Consider the following 20486-nt stretch of genomic DNA (forward strand, 5'->3'; position numbering starts at 1 on the left):
TTCTGCACTTTCAGTGCCATAAAATATTTATGTAATATCACTGTACTGACAGTAATGTTACTGCAAATTTATTATTCCGCAATAAGCTTTATAGGTACATTTGCTCCGTTTAGGGGAGTGTAGTTTCCGTCTGTTGTGTATGTGCTGTAATGGACAGTTTAGGTAATCAAGTAACTCTTTCCGATCAAGCGTTGCGCTCATACCGAAATACTTTGAGGGGAGATAAACGATATTGTCATTCTTTATGGCATCGTAATACTGCCATGCAGAATTTGACTTAAATTCCTCTTTCATATATTTAAAAGCACTTTCCTCGTTATAATGAGCAAACACCATTATAATATCGGGCTTTCTCTGCACTATATCTTCGGGGTTTATTGAAACAAAGCCGTTCTCATCTCCGCTTGTGTCCTTTCTGTAAACATTCTTTCCGCCTGCAAGCTCCACAAGGTTGCCCACATAGGAATTTTCTGTTGCCACAAGATAAAAGCCGTCTGGGAAAGCCATCAAAATCAAAACGCTTTTTTCTGCACTGTCTGTCTTGTACTCAGCCATATAGCTGTTGTAGTCATCTATAAGTTTTTCAGCCTGCGGTTTTCTGTCGAGCAATTCGCCCAGTGAATTTATTGCGTCGTACATTCCCTGCACACTGCTTAGGTCAAGAAAAGCCGAGCTGAGTCCTGCCGAGGTATAATTCTGAGAAAGCGAGCTTTCGAGCGACTTTGGCGAAAGCACCATATCGGGCGATACCGATTTGATTTTTTCGTAATCGGGTGTCATAGGCGAGCCAATCGTGGGCAGATCTTTATATCTTTCGGGCATATTCTCCGTAGCTGTTTCGGGAACCGCCACTACATTATCGTACTCAAGTTTGTCAAGAATTTGGCATATTGCAACAGAAGTAGGGGTAATTTTCTGATTGCTTGCAGAGCCGCTGTTTTCTGCCACACCGCTTGAGGCACAACCGCAAAAACCTGCTGTAATTATTGCCGATAATACAACCGATATAATCTTTTTTATCATTTATTATCACGCTTTCTTTTGAATTTACTGCTGATTATAAGTATAATTCCTGCAATTATAATAACTGCGGCTATGGCAGTCATTAGCCAAAGCAACGGCATATTAAGGTAAGCTGTGTAGCTTTCGCTTGTTTTGTCTGCGCTCTCGTTCTCACCGTTTGCATAGTGAATGTTCAAGCCGTTTTTTTCCACAACCGTATCACTCTTTTTGTACTCGACAACCACCTCTGTGGTTGCCTGCACCGCTTTTGTTTCCTTTGGCAGTGTTTCGTATTGCTCAGTCTGCTCAGTGCCTGCGCTTTCCGCTTTCAGACTGTTTCTGTCAACTGTTAGTGTGGCAGGGTATCCGTCACTTCCGCCTGTACCAAACTGAACACCCATAACATTGCTGTTTACATAAACGGTAAGCTCGTATGTATCTCTTACACTCTCAATCGGAAAAGAAATCGAAGTAACATAGTGTACCTCTTCACTTTTTGAATTGAGAGCCGTATCGTCACTCAGTGTGTATTCCATCGAATCGGTTTGCAGGTTTCCGTCATCGTCATAAATACCTATCGTTCCGTTTTTAATTCCGCCTTTGCTGTCCTCTGTTGTCGGTGACGGGTCAATAAAAGTATCGCAGGTTATATTGTAGATTGTTACACTGCTTTTCGTGAAATTCAAAGTCATTGTTTTTTTGCCGTTTGTGTCAACCTTAATTGTTGAGCCTGTTAATAACGGTGCTCCAAATTCAATACCGCCCATTGCGTTTACATAACAGCTTAGTGTTGCGTCAACACTGTATGTACCCTCGGATAAATTTTCCGTTTCAAGTGCAAATGTATTGAAAGAAAGGATAATTGTCAAAATAACGCACAGCACAGCGGAGCCTATAATTTTGCTCATCTTCCTCATATGTTTTCCTCCGATATAACAGTTAGCTATAACTAACCTTATTTTAAAAATATATATCGGGTACAATTACTCAGTAAACCCGATATGAAGTCACAAATAGTTAGTTTAAACTAACTTGACTGCTTTAAAAAATTCCGTCCTGCGGAATTACGATTAGGATTGTAACACATAATTTTTAAAATTGCAATAGCAAACCGGAAGTTTTTTCAAAATATTTTTAAATTAAATTGCGCAATATCAAAGTAGTAAAGCAAGATTTTAAAAGTGGTGTTATATTAAATGTTGGGGTAATCAAATAAGATTACAAATTTTATCAAGCCAAAAAGCCTTCCATTCAAGTAGAAGCCTTGATAACTATGTTCTTAACCCCAACTATTGACAAAGAACCGAAAAACAAAATAAGCACCCTGCTATTTGCAAAGATGCTTATTTGTCGTTACTTAATTTTATACATTTCCGTCTGCCATATAGGTTTGAATTGCTGTTATGTCATTCACAGTAATGTAGCCGTCCTTGTCAAAGTCGGCGCATTTAATCTGATTTTCGGTGTAAACTTCCATTTCAACAAGGTACTTCTGAATAGAGGTTGCGTCTGTAATGTCAATCTGACCGTCGCCCGTTACATCGCCGAGCATAAAATCGTCAAAGTCCTTACATTCGCCAAAGTATGTGAGCGTGGTTTTTTCGTTAGGTGTAGACGAAAGCGCAACATAAATTTTGCCGTCAATCACTCTCATTCCGTAGCTTTCCTTGTCGGAACTGATTTTGCCGAGTGAGTCGGTTTCGCCTGTCTTAGTATTGAGATAATAAACACTGCTTGGAGTGTTGTAGTATAGAACACCGTCTTTCATATCAAGTCCTGCAAAGCCGTCAAGCCAATAGCCGGTTTCGCTCGCTTTCCAATAATCACCGATTGTTTTAACAACCTCTGCACTGTCAGCCTCTAAATTGTATTTTACAAGGCTTTTCTTGTATTTGCTGTTGTATGAATTTGAAATCGCATAGTAACTGCCGTCATCATCTATGCACATTTTAGTGTTAAATTCGTGGAAAAGGCTTTTGTCATATTTTGAGTTGTCGGCACTGTATGAGCTTACATAGTCATAGTGCGGCTGTCTGTTGTTTGTAGCTATTGCAATTTCGTCATCGCTCAGCAGAAAATATGTGTGGCTTACAAGACCGTTGTTGTCGGGTACTGGATCATCCCATGTAATGTCAACATTATAGTAAGAGCCGTCAATACATACCTTATTCCACGCATGAACCATTGCCGAAGAATTTACAATGTCGCTGTCTATGCCCACAAGTGAGAGCAAATATGAATAAGCGGCGGTGTATCCCTCGCAGGTTGACTCCTTATTTACAAGTGCATCGTATGCGTCACATGACCTTGTCGAAAATTCATCTCCGAGTCCGTACTCACATTCAAGCGCAATCTCATCGTGAAGTGTAAGCGCTTTTTGATAATCCGTCATATTGTTGCTTAGCTTTGCAAGATATTTTTTGCATTCGGCGTTAAATTTATCTGTCATCTGTTCGGTTGTACTTTCGTCATAGCGGTAAATCGGAATAACGGAATTTATATAGGTAATGCCGTCGGAGGATTTTTTGGTGGTCATATAGTAGTTGTTGTTGTCCACATAAAAGAAAAGCGGATTTTTCTTTAGAGCCACAGCGTAAGCGTTGCCGATATTATCGGTTTGAATTTTGTAGTTAAATATATTTATACTGCTTGCGTGATTTGCCAAGCCGTTGGCAATGGCATCACAAGCCTCGGCATTTTTATCGTAAAAAGCCTTGTTATATGTAATAGTTCCTGTCTGATTTAAAGGTGTATCAGCAGGGGTAGATACCGCAGACGCAGAAACAGCGCTTGCGCCCAAAAATGATTGTTCCCGTTAAAGCAAGTGCAAATGTCTTTTTAATAATATTAGCCTTTTTCATTATTTTCACTCCCTAATTTGTTGTTTATAGCATTATAACATAGAAATAGCAACAATTCAATAATTATTTTGTAAAATATTAAAATTAAGTTCTTTTGCCTTGCTTGTCTGCATAGATATTAACAAAGCCAAGGAAAGGACGATTAAAATGACAAGTCTAAACAATGAGGGCAGGTTTGTACTTGCTATTCGCTCACTCAGTCAGAATATTTATCAGAGAATTTTACCGCTTATGCCAAAATTTTGCGACACAGCTCAGGAGATACGATTGCGAGTAAACCGACCTGTCGCTATTGTTTGTCCCGACACTACATATTTTCTTACCGAAAAGGGCGGACTTACAAATGCCATACTTGACGGCTCAATGCTCACAGTCAGCCGTGGCGACCTTACGGATACTTTTCACAACATTTGCAATTACTCGGTGTATTCAAAGCAGAGCGAAATAGTAAACGGCTTTGTAACAATGCATGGCGGTCACAGGGCAGGCATTTGCGGAACGGCAATTTGCGAGGGCGACAGGATAATAAACATTCGTGACATTTCATCTATCAATATAAGAATAGCAAGAGAGCATAAGGAGTGCTCACGAAAAATTATAGACGCACTTAATCCCGATTTTGGCGGAGTGCTTATTTGCGGAGCGCCATGCTCAGGCAAAACAACGCTTTTGCGAGATATGGCGAGGATACTTTCGACCGAGTACGGCAAAAGAATATCGCTTATAGATGAAAGGGGAGAGCTTGCAGGTACTTCGTCGGGTATTCTCCAAAATGACATAGGCTTGTGCGATGTTTTCGACCTTTACGATAAGCCGAGCGGAATTATGCAGGCTATACGCAGTATGTCGCCCGATATTATAGTTTGTGACGAAATCGGCACGCAAAGGGATATTGATGCTATGGAGTATTCGGTAAATTCGGGTGTTTCCTTTATATCAACCTTGCATTGCTCAAGCATTGAGGAGCTTAGAAAGAAAGCAAATATCAAAAAGCTCCTTGCAGGCGGCGGCTTTAAAACACTTGTTTTTCTCGACAACAGAACAGCGGCGGGCAGGGTAATCAAGATTATAAAGGTCGGTGATGTGTTTGTTGATTAAAATAATCGGTTGTGCCTTGCTTGTAACGGCAACCACATTAATCGGCATAAAAAAGTCGCAGAGATTATACAGGCGCAGAGATTTTATAAATGACTTCCTTGTGTTTCTCGACTCACTCGCCACTAATATTCGATACAGCGGTGACGAGCTTTCTGTAATTATTTCAAAGAGTGAAGATCCGTTCGGGAAAGCCGTATATGACTCTTACCGGAAAAGCGAGGGTTCGTTTTTTGAGAGGTGGAAAAAGGCAGTAATAAAAATTTCTGACGGATATTCACTAAAGCACGATGACAAACAGCTTTTGTGTTCGTTTGGTGAAAAGCTCGGTATAACCGATGTTGAGGGACAGCTAAAGCACATTGAACTTTACAAAGGACTTGCAAAGGCGCACCTTGATGACAGCAAAAAAGACATAACCGAAAAGTCACGATTATATAAAACAATGGGATTTTTTGTCGGTGCGGCTGTCGCACTTATTGTAATCTGAAAGGATAGCTATGGATGTTGAACTTATTTTCAAAATAGCTGCAATCGGCATAATAGTTGCCGTATTGTGTCAGGTGCTGATACGCAGCGGCAGAGAGGAGCAGGCAATGCTCACTACACTTGCGGGACTTATAGTGGTGCTGACGCTGATTGTTACTCAGATAAGCACGCTATTTAACACAATAAAGCAGCTGTTTGGTTTTTAAAGAATATGAATATTATTACAATAGCCGCAGTGGCAGTCGTGGCGGCAATTTCGGCGGTGGCAATAAAAAAGCACAACGGAGAAACCGCACTTATGCTTTCGGTAGCTTGCGGAGTAATTTTGCTGATGGCGGTTATCTCCTTTGCAGGCACAATATTGCAGACCGTAAACCAAATTGCGGCGGCATCGGATATGAATATTGAGTATATAAAAATATTGCTCAAGGTAATAGGAATCTGTATTGTAACAGAGCTTGCCGTTAGCGTGTGCAAAGAATCGGGACAGCAGGCAATAGCGGCAAATGTTACTCTTGCAGGTAAAATACTGATTATGGCGGCGTCACTCCCTCTTTATACCGAAATTTTCAATACTGTGGCGTCACTTGTAAATAACTCCTAAAGGAGTGTTGATGTTGAAAAAAGCAGCGGTAATTTTTCTGGTGCTTGCAGTGGTTTTGTGTTTGTCACAGGTTACGGCTTTTGCGGCAGATTCACAAAGCGCCACGCAAAGTACAGCAAATGATATTAACAGCATTTACGATACCTCCGCTTTATATAACAGTCTGTCGGACGATGTAAAGCAGAGCCTTGAAAATATAGGGATAAACGGCATAGACGGTCAGCAGATTTCGCAAATTTCATTTACAGAGGTTGTAAACGAAATCGTCAAGCTCGCAGGTGAAAACAGCGCAGGCCCGCTCAAGGCTGTAATATCGCTTACGGCACTCATACTTATATGCTCGCTTTTATCCTCCTACAAAAATTCGCTTTCAAGTGAACTTTCCTCCTCACTTGGCATAGCAGCCGTACTTTGTGCTACCTGTACGGCTGCACTTCCTGCAATTCGGGTTATTGCCGATATGTCGGCGGTTGTAAAAACAGCATCAGCCTTTATGCTTGCCTTTGTGCCCGTAATGGTTATGATAATGTCGAGTACGGGACACGCCGTAAGCGGTGCGTCATATTACGCCATGATGATAGGCGCAGGCGAGGGAGTGGGACAACTCAGCTCCAAGGTGATAGTGCCGTTTTTAAATATGTTTTTGGGTGTATCGGTTACGGCAAGCGTATGCCCCGAAACAAGGCTTTCGGGCATTTCTTCTGTAATTTCAAAGGCGGTAAAATGGATACTCGGCTTTGTTATGACGGTATTCACCGCCGTACTTTCATTTAAGCAGCTGATAACCGCCTCGGTTGACGATGTATCTACACGAGCAGTGCGTTTTACTCTCAATTCATTTATCCCGATAGTCGGCTCGGCGCTTTCCGATGCCTACAAAACAGTGCAGGGAAGTGTAAATTTGCTCAAATCGGGACTTGGAATTTTTGTGATTATATCTATTGCATTTGTATTTTTGCCCATTATTCTTAATAGCTTGTTGTGGATATTCACATTATCGGCAGGAAAGCTGTTTGCAGATACCCTCGGCATAAATCAGGTGAAAAATTTGCTTGAGGGTGTGAGTACGGTGCTTTCCACCTTGCTTGCAATCGTGCTTTGCATTATGTCGGTTTATATAATTTCAACGGCGCTTGTGCTTTTGTTGGGAGGCGGTGGAGTATGAGCGGTATGATTTCCGCAACCGTTACGGTATGCGCAGGTGCGCTTATATGCAGCCTGCTCTCAGCCTTTGTGCCTGAGGGCACTACAAAAAAAACAGTTGCCCTTGTGATTGGCGCTTTTATGGTTTGCTGTCTTATTTCTCCCGTAACAAAGGCAATATCTTCAATTAAAATTGACACAAATATCATAGCCGAAGAGGAAAATAAAATTTCAACCTCAGATGAGGCATACGCAAACCTTGTGATAAAGCAGGCAGAGCAAAATCTTGAGCAGAGCCTAACCGATTTGCTGGAACAGAACGGCATAAAAATATCGGAGTGCAAAATAGTTCTCGCAAAAGCGCAGACCGACAGCATAATTATAGGTGACATCAGCATATATATAAGCAAAGACTATAAAAATCAGAATGATAAAATCGGCTCGCTCGTTTTTAAAAGTTTCGGAGCGTATCCGAGAATTACTTTCATTTAAGGGTGCAGGCTATGGACGAAAAATCAAGCGGAATAAAAAAGCTGTTTGAAAGTGACAAAATAAGAAAAATTATAATAACCGTCGGCGCAATCGGAATAGCGCTGATTTTCGTTTCCTCGTTTACAGGCATCAATACGGGCGGTAAGGAGGAAACAGGCGGTTTTTCCGTTACCACTTACAGCACAGAGATTGAAAGCGATTTGCAAAAAATACTTTCGAGCATCAGCGGCTGCGGAGAAACCAAGGTGCTGCTCACCATAGAAAACTCGGTTGAGTATGTGTATCTTGAGGACAGCACCACCAAGACAAAAGAAATTCAGCCTGTTATACGAGGTGTGCTTGTTGTGTGCGAGGGCGGAGATGACCCCGTAGTTGCACAAACGGTCACTCAGGCGGTAACAAGGGCGCTGGATATTTCATCGGCAAAGGTATGTGTTACAAAACTAACAGAACGAAGGTAGAGGTATTATGAAAATTCAGAAAAAGCATATTGTAATGACAGCACTTGTACTTGCACTTGCCACAGCGGTTTACATAAACTATCAGATTTCGCAGGCAAAAAGTACATCGCCCGTAAAGGAGCTGGGCGCAGCCTCATATGTAAATGCCACCGTAGGACAAACGGCAACCTCAGACGAGGCAGTGGCTACAATGGCACTTTCAAAGGAACAGCAGGACTTTTTTGCCGCCGAGCGCACCAAACGGCAGAACACCCAAGACAAGGTGATTGATGATGCCGAAGAAATACTTGAGTCGGATTCAAGCGCAGATTCAGAGCTTACGGAGGCGCAGAAAAATGTGGAGAGAATAATCGGCTTTTTCACTACACAGGATACAATAGAAACCATAGTAAAGGCAAAGGGCTTTTCCGACTGCCTTTGCTGTATAACAGATATGGGCGTAACGGTAATTGTGCCGAAAAACGAGCTCAATGAAAATACAGTGCTTTCTGTATACGATGCGGTAACAACGCATTACGATATAACAAGCGACGCAATATCCGTTGTAGGTGCGTGAAGTTAAATTTAAAGCTGTCAACCGATTTCTGTTTTGTGTGATATAAAAACTCGGCGACTGAAATTTTATGCTTTATTAAGTTAGCGGCATTGGTGTTAATATAGTTTACAATCAAAATTTTATGTGATATAATTATCCTAAATATCTAAATATATAGTAAAGTTGGGATAATATGTCTGAAGAGATAAATGTAACTGCTCAAAATGCAGAGGAAGAAACAGCACAGGAAACCGAAAACAAGGTTGCACAAATCAATCTCACACGCTCAGAACAGCGTGAGCAGGCGTTTATGCTTTTGTTTTCAAATTCATTTACAAACACATCCGTTGACAATATGGTGCAGGACAGCTCCGAGCTGTTTATGGGCGGAGTAAGCCCTGTTGCTCAGGCAGAGGTTGAGGGCATTATTTCTGTAAAGAGCGAGCTTGACGAGATTATTTCAGGCTACCTTAAAAAGGGTTGGACGCTTTCAAGAATTTCTAAGCCGTCACTTGCAATCCTTGAGCTTGCCGTTTATGAAATTAAGTATCTTGAAAATGTTCCAGCAAGCGTTGCCATTAACGAGGCTGTTGAGCTTGCAAAAAAATACACCATCGGCGAAAGCGGCTTTGTAAACGGTATTTTGGGTTCGTATGTAAGAGATAACGGAGAAAAATAATGAGCCTTTTTCTCGGTATAGACACATCTAATTACACCACCTCAGTTGCGGTGTATAACAGCGAAAGCAGACAAATGCTGCAAAGAAAGCAACTGTTGCCCGTAAAGCAGGGGCAGCTCGGCTTGCGCCAAAGCGACGCAGTATTTCACCACACTCAGCAGCTGCACACACTTGTTGAAAATATCGCAAATGAAACCGATTTATCGGCAGTGTCGGCAGTCGGAGTATCAACCCGACCTCGACCTGTTGACGGCTCGTATATGCCATGCTTTACGGTTGGCGAAAATACGGCGAGAATTATATCGTCAGTAATAAAAAAGCCTCTCCTGACCTTTTCACATCAGGAGGGGCATATTGCCGCAGCGCTGTTTTCAGCCGAAAGAGATGACCTGTTTGACAAGGAATTTTTAGCCTTTCATGTAAGCGGCGGCACAACAGAGGCAGTGCTTGCCAAGGGCAGTACAAGCTCGTTTGCCGTACAAGAGGTTGCTAAAACCCTTGATTTAAACGCAGGACAGGCGGTTGACCGAGTAGGACTTATGCTCGGTCTGAAATTTCCATGCGGCCCTCAGCTTGAACAGCTCGCAATTGAGAATACCGAAAAATTCAAAGTGCGCCCCACCTTAAAGGGTGCGGATTGCTGTCTGAGCGGTCTTGAAAATCAGTGCAAAAAAATGCTTGATTGCGGCGAAAGCAAAGAGAAAATCGCAGCCTTTTGCCTTGCCTATATTCAGTCCACACTCGAAAAAATGACTGAAAAATTGCTTGAGCAGTATGGCAGTTTGCCTGTTGTGTTTGCAGGCGGAGTAATGTCAAACTCTATTATAAAAAATGCGCTTACCCGTAAATTCGGCGCAACCTTTGCAAAGCCGGAATATTCCTCCGACAACGCAGGCGGAATAGCGTATCTTGCATATAAAAAATTTACCGAAACACAATAATTGCTTGCCAACGTAAAAGAAATGCCAAGTGGCAGGCAATATGAAATAAACTGTAAGCAGTTTGAGAGTATCAATTTTATATATCACCTAACAGGAGGTCAGGAAATGTATTCACCGCAAATTCAAAAGCCGAGAGTGCTTTCGGTTTCACAAATCAATTTCTATATAAAATCGCTCATCGAAAATGACGGAAAATTGCAGTTTGTGCTTGTAACAGGTGAAATTTCCAACCTTACCGTCCATCAGCGCAGCGGTCATATTTACCTCTCGCTGAAGGACAGCAATTCGGTTATCAGCGCTGTTATGTTTGCAGGCAATGCAAGGCGGCTAAAATTCCGTCCCGAAAACGGAATGAAAATAATTTGCCGAGGCAGAATTTCACTTTACGAGCCAAGCGGCAGGTATCAGCTCTACATTGAGGATATGCAGCCTGACGGTGTTGGTGCGCTTGCACTTGCGTTTGAACAGCTTAAATCCGGCCTTGAAAAAAAAGGTCTTTTTGACCCTGCGCACAAAAAGCCGTTGCCAAAATTTCCGAAAACAATCGGAGTTATCACCTCGCCCACAGGTGCGGCGGTGCAGGATATTACCAATATTTTAAGACGAAGATTTCCGAGCGTTGACATTATACTTGCTCCCGTTTTGGTGCAGGGCGATAGTGCGCCAAAGCAGCTTGTAAACGCAGTAAATAAATTCAGCGAAAGCAAAATTGCCGATGTTATAATAATCGGCAGAGGCGGCGGCTCGGCTGAGGACTTGTGGGCATTTAACGATGAAGAGCTTGCGTATGCTGTTTATCACTGTAAGACTCCTGTTATTTCTGGAGTAGGTCACGAAACTGATTTTACAATTTGCGATTTTGTGGCAGATAAGCGAGCATCAACCCCATCGGCGGCGGCAGAGCTTGCCGTACCCGACAGGCAGGAGCTTATATCTTACTACAAAAAGCAAAGGCAGTACCTTGCCGCAACTCTTGAGCAAAAATTCAAAACGGCTCAGCTTAAACTTGAAAAACAGCAGAGAAGAATGTCTTTGTCATCGCCAAAGGTGAGGGCAGAGCAAACAGAGAGGCAGCTTTTAGCTAAAGCCGAAAAAATTTCTCGGCTTATGAATGATAATATTTCTCAAAAGGAAAATAAACTTGTTTCCGCAAAAGCCAAACTTGACGGTCTAAATCCGCTTAATGTACTCGGCAGAGGATACGCAATAGCCGAAAAGGACGAAAAAATAATTACCTCGGCAAAACAGCTGAGCGGCGGAGATGAGTTTACAGTAATTTTGAGTGACGGAAAAATAAACGCAAAGGTATGCGGTGATTAACTATGGCTTTTACACATCTTCATAATCATACCGAATACAGCTTGCTTGACGGTGCAAGCAGGATAGAGCAGCTTGTTAAATCAGCTAAGCAAAAGGGACAAACCGCCCTTGCCATAACCGACCATGGCGTAATGTATGGTGTAATAGATTTTTATCGTGCCTGCAAAAAGCAGGGGATAAAGCCCGTTATCGGCTGTGAGGTTTATGTTGCTCCGCACTCACGATTTGACAAAACCTCAGCCTATGAAAAATACTATCATATGGTTCTGCTTTGCGAGAATAACGAGGGTTATCAAAATCTTATCAAGCTCGTGTCAAAAGGTTTTACCGAGGGATTTTATTCCAAACCGAGAATAGATGACGAGCTTTTAAAGCAATATAACAAGGGCCTTATCTGCCTTTCTGCCTGTCTTGCGGGTGAAATTCCGCAGGCTCTCCTTGACGGAAATTATGACGGCGCAAAGCAGAAGGCTCTTTTTTATCAGTCAATTTTCGGCAGAGAAAACTTTTTTATAGAACTGCAAGACCATGGCATTGAGGAACAAAAGAAAATCAATCCGCAGCTTATCTGCCTTGCAAGCGAAATCGGCGCTGAGCTTGTGGTTACAAACGACAGCCATTATATAGATAAAAAGGATAGCTTTACTCACAGCATTCTGCTTTGCATACAGACAAACCGCACTGTAAACGATGTGGACAGAATGGAGTTTCAGACAAGCGAATTTTACCTTAAAACAGAGGAAGAAATGCGTGCGCTGTTCCCAAATCTTCCGCAGGCGTACGATAACACGCAAAAAATTGCCGACCGCTGTAATGTAGAGTTTGAGTTTGGCGTTCGCAAGCTGCCACGCTTTGATGTGCCAAACAACGAAGACCACTATGAGTATTTTCGCAGGAAATGCTATGAGGGACTTTACAGGCATTACGGACAAAATCCCGATAAGTCTTTGACGGACAGGCTGGAATACGAGCTTGCCACAATTTCAAAAATGGGTTTTGTCGATTATTACCTTATCGTAAACGATTTTGTGCAGTACGCAAAGAGCGAGAAAATCCCCGTAGGCCCCGGCAGAGGTTCGGGCGCAGGCTCACTTTGCGCCTACTGCATAGGAATTACAGCGGTAGATCCCATTAAGTACAATCTGCTTTTTGAAAGATTTTTAAATCCGGAAAGAGTAAGTATGCCCGACTTTGATGTTGACTTTTGCACAGAGCGCAGAGGAGAGGTAATCGACTATGTAGTGCGCAAATACGGCACAGACAGGGTAGCGCAGATAATTTCGTTCGGTACAATGGCGGCGAGGGGCGCAATTAGAGATGTGGGCAGAGTGCTTGCAATTCCGTATGCAACGGTGGATTCCGTAGCAAAACTTGTGCCGATGGAATTAAAAGTTACAATCGACTCGGCACTTAAAACAAGTACGGAGCTGAGAAACCGTTACGAGGAGGACGAGCAGACAAAACAGCTGCTCGACATAGCAAGGAGCATTGAGGGTATGCCAAGACACGCCACAATGCATGCTGCAGGTGTGGTAATTACCGACAGACCCGTATCGGACTATGTTCCACTTTCAAAAAATGACGATAATGTGGTAACGCAGTTCACAATGACCACCCTTGAGGAGCTTGGACTTCTTAAAATGGACTTTCTCGGCTTGCGCAACCTCACTGTTATAGATTACGCAGACAAGCAGATTAAAAAAAATCACCCCGAATATGACCCCGATAATATAAACGATAAAGACGAAAAGGTTTTTGCAATGATTTCTCAGGGCAATACAGAGGGTGTCTTTCAGTTTGAAAGTCAGGGTATGAAAAATGTTCTCATGCGCCTTAAACCCGATTCAATCGAGGATTTGATAGCAGTGGTATCCCTTTACCGCCCAGGCCCAATGGACAGTATTCCTCGCTATATAGACTGCCGACACAACCCCTCGCACATAACCTATAAGCACCCGCTTTTAAAGCCGATTCTTGAGGTAACCTACGGCTGTATTGTGTATCAAGAGCAGGTTATGCAAATTCTCAGGGTGCTTGCAGGCTTTAGCCTTGGCAGAGCCGACATTGTGCGCCGAGCCATGAGCAAAAAGAAAGCCGAGGAAATGGCAAAGCAGAGGGAAATATTTTTGCATGGACTTACAGATGAAAGCGGCAAAATTATTGTAGACGGCTGTATTCGACGAGGAATTGATGAAAAAATCGCAAATTCCATTTATGATGAAATAGAGAGCTTTGCGTCCTACGCTTTCAATAAATCTCACGCAGCGGCATATTCTATGATTTCGTACAAGACGGCATATTTAAAATGCCACTATCCTCACGAATATATGGCCGCCCTGCTTACAAGTGTGCTTGATAATCAGAACAAGCTCGCCTCATATATCGGCGAGTGTCAGCGCCTCGGCATCAGAGTTTTGCCTCCGAGCGTAAACGAAAGCGACCATGGCTTTACGGTAACGGGCAGCAATATCCGTTACGGCCTGCTCGCAATTAAAAACCTCGGAAGAGCTTTTATAGACGAGATTATAAAGGAACGCAGATTTAAGCCGTTTACAAGTCTGTATGATTTTTGTAAAAGACTTTGCGGCAAAAATATGAACAGTCGAGCCATTGAGAGCCTTATTAAATGCGGTGCGCTTGACGGGCTCGGAGCAAACCGCCGTCAGTTGCTTGCCATAAGCAAAACCGTACTTGACGATGTAGAGTATGAGTCACGCAAAAATCAAGGCGGACAGCTGTCGTTCTTTGACCTCGGCGATGATGATGTAAAGGCAACTTCAGAGCCGCAGCTGCCCGACTTAAAGGAATTTTCAACAAACGAGCTTTTGCGTATGGAAAAAGAAATCGCAGGCATTTACCTAAGCGGTCACCCTGCCGATAATTACAGCCTGTATGCAGAGCGAATGAATGCCGACAGAATAGGCGAGATTATCACCAACGAAACCGCTCGCTATCCTGACGGAAAAAGAGTGCTTATAGTCGGCATTGTTTCAAGAGTTAAAACTCAGGTTACAAAAAGCGGCAAGCTGATGGCTTTTATAAATGTTGAGGATAAATATGGCATTATAGAGGTTGTTGTTTTCCCGAATGTGTACGAAAAAAGCACAATACTTTTAAATGAAAACACGCCTGTAATTATAAAGGGCTCGCTGAATTTTAAAGAGGACGAAGAGCCTAAGATAATCAGCGACAGCATAGCAAAGGCTTTTAATAATGACGAATGTAAAGATATGCCGCCCACAAATGCAGAAAAACGCAGGGCAGAGGGTGCAAATACTGTCGCTTACAATAAAAATACCGCACCGCAGGCTTTGTATTTAAGAATTGATGACCTCAATACGGATATGTACTATCGTGCAAAGAGGGTGACTGATATTTTTGACGGCAGAACTCCTGTTATTTTTTACCTTACAAATTCAAAACGCAAGGTAAAAGCGCCCTTAAATATGTGGGTCAGCCTTAACGATGTTATGATAAAAGAGCTAAAACACCAGCTTGGTGATGAAAATGTGGCGGTAAAATAGCAAAAAATCAAATGGTTTTGCTATTAAAAGCATATAAAATTACCTTTTAGCTATTGCAAAATTCGTACAATGGGTATATAATACTATACGAGATATTTGCTTTAGCGCATAAAAACTTTAAAGCATATGTTCGTTTAAGTGCTAAAGCAAAAAATGAGAGGACGAATTTTTTATGAAAATGACAAAAAAAGTTTTAGCTGCTGCAACAGCAGCGCTCACAGTAACAGCTGCACTCGCAGGCTGCACAGGCGGCACTTCATCGAACAATTCAACTGCCGCATCGGCTACACAGGCAGACGCAGGCAAGGTTTACAATGTTGGCATCTGTCAGCTTATTCAGCACGAGGCACTTGACGCTGCCACAAAGGGCTTTAAGGATACTCTTACAGAAAAGCTCGGCGCAGACAAGGTTAAGTTTGACGAGCAGAACGCACAGGGTGATTCGGCTAACTGCGCAACAATCTGCAATCAGTTTGTTTCTTCAAACTATGATTTAATCCTCGGCAACGGTACAGCCGCACTTCAGGCTGCATACACAGCTACACCTACTATCCCTGTTCTCGGCACATCAATCACAGACTACGGCACAGCTCTTGATATGGCAGAGTGGACAGGTGTTTCGGGAATGAATGTATCGGGCACAACAGACCTTGCTCCTCTTGACAAGCAGGCTGATATGCTCAAAGAGCTTTTCCCTGACGCAAAAACAGTAGGTATTCTCTATTGCTCGGCTGAGGCTAACTCAAAGTATCAGAGCGATACAATCACTCCTTTCTTTGAGAGCGCAGGCTACACAGTAAAGACATATTCTTTCGCAGACTCTAACGATGTTGCAGCTGTAACAAAGACAGCTTGTGACGAGAGCGATGTTCTCTATGTTCCGACAGACAACACAGCAGCATCTAACACAGGTATTATAGACAACACAGCATCAGCGTCCAAAACACCTATCATCGCAGGTGAAGAGGGTATTTGTAAGGGCTGCGGTGTTGCAACACTTTCAATCAGCTACTATGAGCTTGGTCAGAAAACAGGCGAAATGGCTTACGACATTCTTGTAAACGGCGCAGACATTACTTCATTAAAGGTTGAGTCAGCTCCAAGTGTAACAAAGAAGTATGTAAAGAGCCGTTGCGATGCTTACGGAATCACAGTTCCGTCAGATTACGAGGCTATTGAGGAATAATTATCCTTATATAATTACCTTAATTTTAAATTAAAAAACGGTGGGGTGCCGATAAAACGACACCCCAATCTTTTATGTATTGGTGGTTCTTATGGAATTTTTAGCAGAATACTTTGGTTCTCTTAATCCTGCCAATTTTGTTGCGGCTTTGCCGGGCAACATTGCACAGGGCATCATTTGGGGACTTATGGGACTTGGTGTATTTATCACCTACAAACTTTTAAACTTTGCCGACCTTAGCGTAGACGGTTCGTTTGCCACAGGCGGCGCTGTTACGGCAATATTGCTTATCAACGGCTGTTCTGTATGGGTGGCGCTCATTGTAGCCATTCTCGCAGGCATTGCGGCAGGACTTATCACAGGACTATTGCATACCTTGCTCGGTATTCCCGACATACTCGCAGGTATTCTCACACAGATAGCACTGTATTCAATCAATTTGAATATAATGGGTAAATCAAACTTACCTGTAAGTTATAGAAACTATGCGCTTGTTATTTCCGCAAGCGACATCAACCTTTCAATTATTATCGGACTTGCCATTGCGGCTATTGTTATTGCGGCTATGTATTGGTACTTCGGTACTGAGCAGGGCTCTACAATCCGCTCAACAGGTTCAAACCCTGCAATGAGTAAGGCTCAGGGCATTAATATTAATGTTGCAAAGGTAATTGCACTTGCAGTTTCAAACGGACTTGTTGCATTTGCAGGTTCACTTTTCGCACAGTATCAGGGCTTTGCCGACATCAATATGGGCAGAGGCGCAATCGTTATCGGTCTTGCCGCTGTTATCATCGGCGAGGTTCTCGGCGAGGCTTTATTCCGCAAGAGGATGAACTTTGTTATTAAAATGGTATTTGTAATTGTAGGCGGTATTCTTTACTACATTGCAATGGGCATAGTTCTTTGGCTCAAGATGCCTACCGACGATACAAAGCTCTTTACAGCAATTATTGTTGCAATTTTCCTTGCTGTACCTTATTTGCAGAAAAAGAGTAAAACCTCCTTTAAAAAGGTAGCTAAAATGAATTTAAAGGCTAACAAGTCAAACGGAGGCAGTGACAATGCTTGATATTATTAACATTCACAAAACCTTTAACAAAGGCACAATAAATGAAAAGGTAGCGCTTAACGGTGTAACACTTCACTTAAACGAAGGCGATTTCTGTACAATAATCGGCGGCAACGGTGCGGGTAAGTCAACTACCCTTAATGCTGTTGCCGGTGTATGGCCTGTTGACAGCGGTCAGATTCTTATTGACGGCATAGATGTAACGGGACTTCCCGAGCATAAAAGGGCAAAGTATCTCGGCAGAGTTTTCCAAGACCCTATGACAGGTACTGTTGCCGATATGGAAATTCTCGAAAACCTTGCGCTTGCGGCAAGACGAGGACAGAAAAGAGGACTTCGCTGGGGTGTTAAAAAGTCTGAAAAGGAAGAATACAGAAACCTCTTAAAGCAATTTGAACTTGGACTTGAGGACAGAATGACCTCAAAGGTAGGACTTCTTTCGGGCGGTCAGCGACAGGCAATCACACTTTTAATGGCTACAATCAACAAGCCAAAGCTGTTGCTCCTCGATGAGCATACAGCGGCGCTTGACCCAAAAACAGCCGCAAAGGTGCTTGAGCTTAGCGACAAGATTATTGCCGAAAATAATCTTACAGCACTTATGGTTACTCACAATATGCACGATGCCATAGTACATGGCAACCGCCTTATTATGATGAGCAACGGCAAGGTTATACTTGATATTTCGGGCGAAGAAAAGAAAAAGCTCACAGTAGACGACCTCTTGCAGAAATTTGAAAAAGTGAGCGGCTCTAAGCTCGAAAACGACAGAATGCTTTTGAGCAAGGGCGAGAATTAAGCTATTTAGCTTAATGATAAAATTATACGGCAACGGGGCTGTTTCATCTAAAAAATGAAACAGCCTTTTTGTAAATATGTGTTGCAAATAATAAATAAGTGTTGCAAAAATTTAGATTGCCGTTACCGCAAAGTTTAGATTAAAAAATTCAAAATTCAGGTCAATCGTTTTAAAGGGTTGCGGGTTTGGGCAGAGCCATAATTTGCCCTTAAAAAACGGCAAATCAGCAGTTTTAGCAACGCAGTTTTTCCTCTTGTTGCTGTCGCATTTGGCTATCAATAATTTGTGACGGCATAAAGTACAGTGAGCGTTGCTCGTATCAACGAAAAATAATTAACAACAGCAACACTGAATATCATTTGAAAAAATCAAAAATATCTTTAAATTTCATCATTTTTTAACATTTGTGTAACTGATTTTGCATTATTGGAATTGTAATTGTCGAAATCCATAAAAAAATATATTATAATTCCTTTATGTAAATTAGAACACTCCGAAATCTTGTAAAATATGATGTTGAAGATAAGTGAATGAGGTGATAAGGTTATGAAAAAAGCTTTGATTATTTCACACTCTGTCCAAAGCGCTCAGTCACTTGCGCAGTTGCTCAAGATTGAGTCCTTTTCGCAGACTTCAATAGCTGATAATTCCAAAACAGCAAAAAAACTTGTGGAGAATGACGAGTTTGACCTTATCTGTATTAATGCGCCTCTTGCAGAGGAAAGCGGTATAGAGCTTTCTATGCACTTTGCAAAAGTCACCCGTTCAAGCGTGGTTATTATTGTTCCGCAAAAAAATGCAGACGATGTAAACGATGCCCTTACCGAGCATGGTGTGCTTGTAATAGCTAAGCCTATTAATAAGCATCTGTTTCATCACTTTGTGCAGTTTACCGAGTGTTTCAGAATGAGAATGCTCACAGTAAACGAGGAAAATGAAAAACTCCGCCATATTGTAGAGGATATGAAGATAATAAACAGAGCCAAGCTCCTGCTTATTACCTGCCTCAATATGACCGAACAGGAGGCACATCGCTATCTTGAAAAGCAGGCGATGGATATGAGAATGAGCAAAATGCAGATTGCAATGCAGGTTATTAAAACTTACGAAAACTAATTATGCAAAATTTCTGAAAGGAATGTGTGTTTATGAGCCGTAAAGCATATTTGATACTTGAAAACGGAACTGTTTTTGAGGGTAAATCATTTGGTGCAGAAAAAGAAACAATGGGAGAATTGGTTTTTACAACAGCTATGACCGGTTATCTTGAAACACTCACCGACCCTTCTTATTTTGGTCAGGTGGTTATTCAGACTTTCCCTTTAATCGGTAACTATGGTGTAATTCCCGCTGATTTTGAGAGCAAAGTGCCCTCACTCAGAGGTTATATTGTAAGAGAATGGTGCCAAGCTCCCTCTAACTTCCGTTGCGAGGGCGATCTTGACACCTTTTTAAAAGAGTCAAATATTCCGGGCATTTACGGAATCGACACCAGAGCGCTCACAAGAATTGTGCGTGAGTACGGTGTGCTTAACTGCAAAATCGCTTATTCGGGCGAGGTTACCGAGGAAGAGCTTGCAGAGATTAAGGCTTATAAAATCGAGCAGGCTGTTGAGAGTACAACAATCAGCGAAAAAGAGGAGTTCAAAGCCGAAAACGGCGACCTCAATGTTGTACTTATGGACTTTGGCGCAAAGCACAACATTGGCAGAGAGCTTGTAAAGCGTGGCTGTAATGTTACGGTTGTGCCTGCTCATACCACAGCAGAGCAGATTAAGGCTATGAACCCTGACGGCGTTATGCTTTCAAACGGCCCCGGAGATCCCTCAGACAACACAGCAATTATTGCAGAGCTTAAAAAGCTTTGCGAATATAAAATTCCTACTTTCGGTATCTGCCTTGGTCACCAGCTTTTGGCACTCAGTCAGGGCGCTAAAACCGAAAAGCTCAAATACGGTCACAGAGGAGCAAATCAGCCTGCCAAAGAGGTAGAAACAGGCAGAGTTTACATTACTTCTCAAAACCATGGCTATGCGGTTGTAAGCGACAGTATGCCGTCAAACGGTGAGGTTAGCTTTGTAAACGGCAACGACAACACCTGCGAGGGCGTTAAGTACAACAATATGCCTGCTTTCTCGGTTCAGTTCCACCCCGAGGCTTGCGGCGGCCCGCACGATACAGCATTTTTGTTTGACCGTTTCATTGATTTAATGAAAAACAATAAATAATACTATCCATAATTTATATACGAATATGATTTTTTAAATAAGGATAAGGAATGAT

At 42.4% G+C, this 20486-nt stretch carries 20 protein-coding genes; 17 read left to right on the top strand and 3 right to left on the bottom strand.

All coding sequences use genetic code 11. The features are described 5' to 3' along the window. Window positions 1-57: 57 nt before the first annotated feature. The 3 genes from DXC23_RS00655 to DXC23_RS00665 form a co-directional block, all read right to left on the bottom strand. Complete coding sequence (locus DXC23_RS00655; RefSeq protein ID WP_117704291.1) at window positions 58-1023, bottom strand: ABC transporter substrate-binding protein; 966 nt, start codon at window positions 1021-1023, stop codon at window positions 58-60. Next, window positions 1020-1919 (bottom strand): hypothetical protein, encoded by a 900-nt coding sequence (locus DXC23_RS00660; protein WP_117704292.1) that lies wholly within the window; start codon window positions 1917-1919, stop codon window positions 1020-1022. Before DXC23_RS00660 ends, DXC23_RS00655 begins: the two co-directional genes overlap by 4 nt. Window positions 1920-2365: 446 nt before the next feature. Beyond that, window positions 2366-3802 carry a dockerin type I domain-containing protein gene (locus tag DXC23_RS00665; RefSeq protein ID WP_117704293.1) on the bottom strand — a complete coding sequence of 479 codons (1437 nt, stop codon included), beginning with the start codon at window positions 3800-3802 and terminating at the stop codon, window positions 2366-2368. A gap of 208 nt (window positions 3803-4010) precedes the next feature. Between DXC23_RS00665 and DXC23_RS00670 the strand changes: the two genes are divergently transcribed. The 17 genes from DXC23_RS00670 to DXC23_RS00750 all read left to right on the top strand — a co-directional run bounded on the left by DXC23_RS00670 (window position 4011) and on the right by DXC23_RS00750 (window position 20431). Then, complete coding sequence (locus tag DXC23_RS00670; protein WP_117704294.1) at window positions 4011-4961, top strand: ATPase, T2SS/T4P/T4SS family; 951 nt, start codon at window positions 4011-4013, stop codon at window positions 4959-4961. After that, window positions 4951-5448 carry a stage III sporulation protein AB gene (locus DXC23_RS00675; protein WP_158552384.1) on the top strand — a complete coding sequence of 166 codons (498 nt, stop codon included), beginning with the start codon at window positions 4951-4953 and terminating at the stop codon, window positions 5446-5448. The genes DXC23_RS00670 and DXC23_RS00675 overlap by 11 nt, the downstream gene beginning before the upstream one ends. Before the next feature lie 10 nt (window positions 5449-5458). Beyond that, window positions 5459-5653, top strand: a complete 195-nt coding sequence (gene spoIIIAC, locus DXC23_RS00680) for a stage III sporulation protein AC (protein WP_117704296.1) — start codon at window positions 5459-5461, stop codon at window positions 5651-5653. 5 nt (window positions 5654-5658) lie between these two features. Beyond that, on the top strand, window positions 5659-6051 hold the full coding sequence (locus DXC23_RS00685) for a SpoIIIAC/SpoIIIAD family protein (protein ID WP_117704297.1): 393 nt from the start codon (window positions 5659-5661) through the stop codon (window positions 6049-6051). Window positions 6052-6061: 10 nt separating this feature from the next. Next, complete coding sequence (locus DXC23_RS00690) at window positions 6062-7216, top strand: hypothetical protein (protein ID WP_117704298.1); 1155 nt, start codon at window positions 6062-6064, stop codon at window positions 7214-7216. After that, window positions 7213-7686, top strand: coding sequence for a stage III sporulation protein AF (locus tag DXC23_RS00695; protein WP_117704299.1), 474 nt, complete (start codon window positions 7213-7215; stop codon window positions 7684-7686). Before DXC23_RS00690 ends, DXC23_RS00695 begins: the two co-directional genes overlap by 4 nt. Window positions 7687-7697: 11 nt before the next feature. After that, window positions 7698-8147 (top strand): hypothetical protein, encoded by a 450-nt coding sequence (locus DXC23_RS00700; protein WP_117704300.1) that lies wholly within the window; start codon window positions 7698-7700, stop codon window positions 8145-8147. Window positions 8148-8154: 7 nt separating this feature from the next. Beyond that, window positions 8155-8703 (top strand): SpoIIIAH-like family protein, encoded by a 549-nt coding sequence (locus tag DXC23_RS00705; RefSeq protein WP_117704301.1) that lies wholly within the window; start codon window positions 8155-8157, stop codon window positions 8701-8703. A gap of 172 nt (window positions 8704-8875) precedes the next feature. Continuing rightward, window positions 8876-9361 (top strand): transcription antitermination factor NusB, encoded by a 486-nt coding sequence (nusB, locus tag DXC23_RS00710; RefSeq protein WP_117704302.1) that lies wholly within the window; start codon window positions 8876-8878, stop codon window positions 9359-9361. After that, window positions 9361-10302 (top strand): peptidase M22, encoded by a 942-nt coding sequence (locus tag DXC23_RS00715; RefSeq protein WP_117704303.1) that lies wholly within the window; start codon window positions 9361-9363, stop codon window positions 10300-10302. Before nusB ends, DXC23_RS00715 begins: the two co-directional genes overlap by 1 nt. Window positions 10303-10407: 105 nt before the next feature. Continuing rightward, window positions 10408-11622 (top strand): exodeoxyribonuclease VII large subunit, encoded by a 1215-nt coding sequence (gene xseA, locus DXC23_RS00720; RefSeq protein WP_199523028.1) that lies wholly within the window; start codon window positions 10408-10410, stop codon window positions 11620-11622. Window positions 11623-11624: 2 nt separating this feature from the next. Then, window positions 11625-15146, top strand: a complete 3522-nt coding sequence (locus DXC23_RS00725; protein ID WP_117704304.1) for a DNA polymerase III subunit alpha — start codon at window positions 11625-11627, stop codon at window positions 15144-15146. A 172-nt stretch (window positions 15147-15318) separates the two neighbouring features. After that, a complete protein-coding gene (locus DXC23_RS00730) occupies window positions 15319-16332 on the top strand; it encodes an ABC transporter substrate-binding protein (RefSeq protein ID WP_117704305.1) in 1014 nt (337 codons plus the stop codon). A gap of 91 nt (window positions 16333-16423) precedes the next feature. After that, window positions 16424-17404: an ABC transporter permease gene (locus DXC23_RS00735; protein WP_117704306.1), complete on the top strand. Its 981-nt coding sequence runs from the start codon at window positions 16424-16426 to the stop codon at window positions 17402-17404. Further along, window positions 17397-18203 (top strand): ABC transporter ATP-binding protein, encoded by an 807-nt coding sequence (locus tag DXC23_RS00740; protein ID WP_117704307.1) that lies wholly within the window; start codon window positions 17397-17399, stop codon window positions 18201-18203. The genes DXC23_RS00735 and DXC23_RS00740 overlap by 8 nt, the downstream gene beginning before the upstream one ends. Window positions 18204-18749: 546 nt before the next feature. Beyond that, entirely contained in the window at window positions 18750-19319 is a 570-nt protein-coding gene (locus DXC23_RS00745) for a response regulator (RefSeq protein WP_117704308.1), read from the top strand. A 32-nt stretch (window positions 19320-19351) separates the two neighbouring features. Then, window positions 19352-20431 carry a carbamoyl phosphate synthase small subunit gene (locus DXC23_RS00750; protein WP_117704309.1) on the top strand — a complete coding sequence of 360 codons (1080 nt, stop codon included), beginning with the start codon at window positions 19352-19354 and terminating at the stop codon, window positions 20429-20431. The last annotated feature ends 55 nt before the right edge of the window (window positions 20432-20486 follow it).

The organism is Eubacterium sp. OM08-24 (assembly GCF_003438075.1).
Taxonomy (GTDB): domain Bacteria; phylum Bacillota; class Clostridia; order Oscillospirales; family Acutalibacteraceae; genus Ruminococcoides.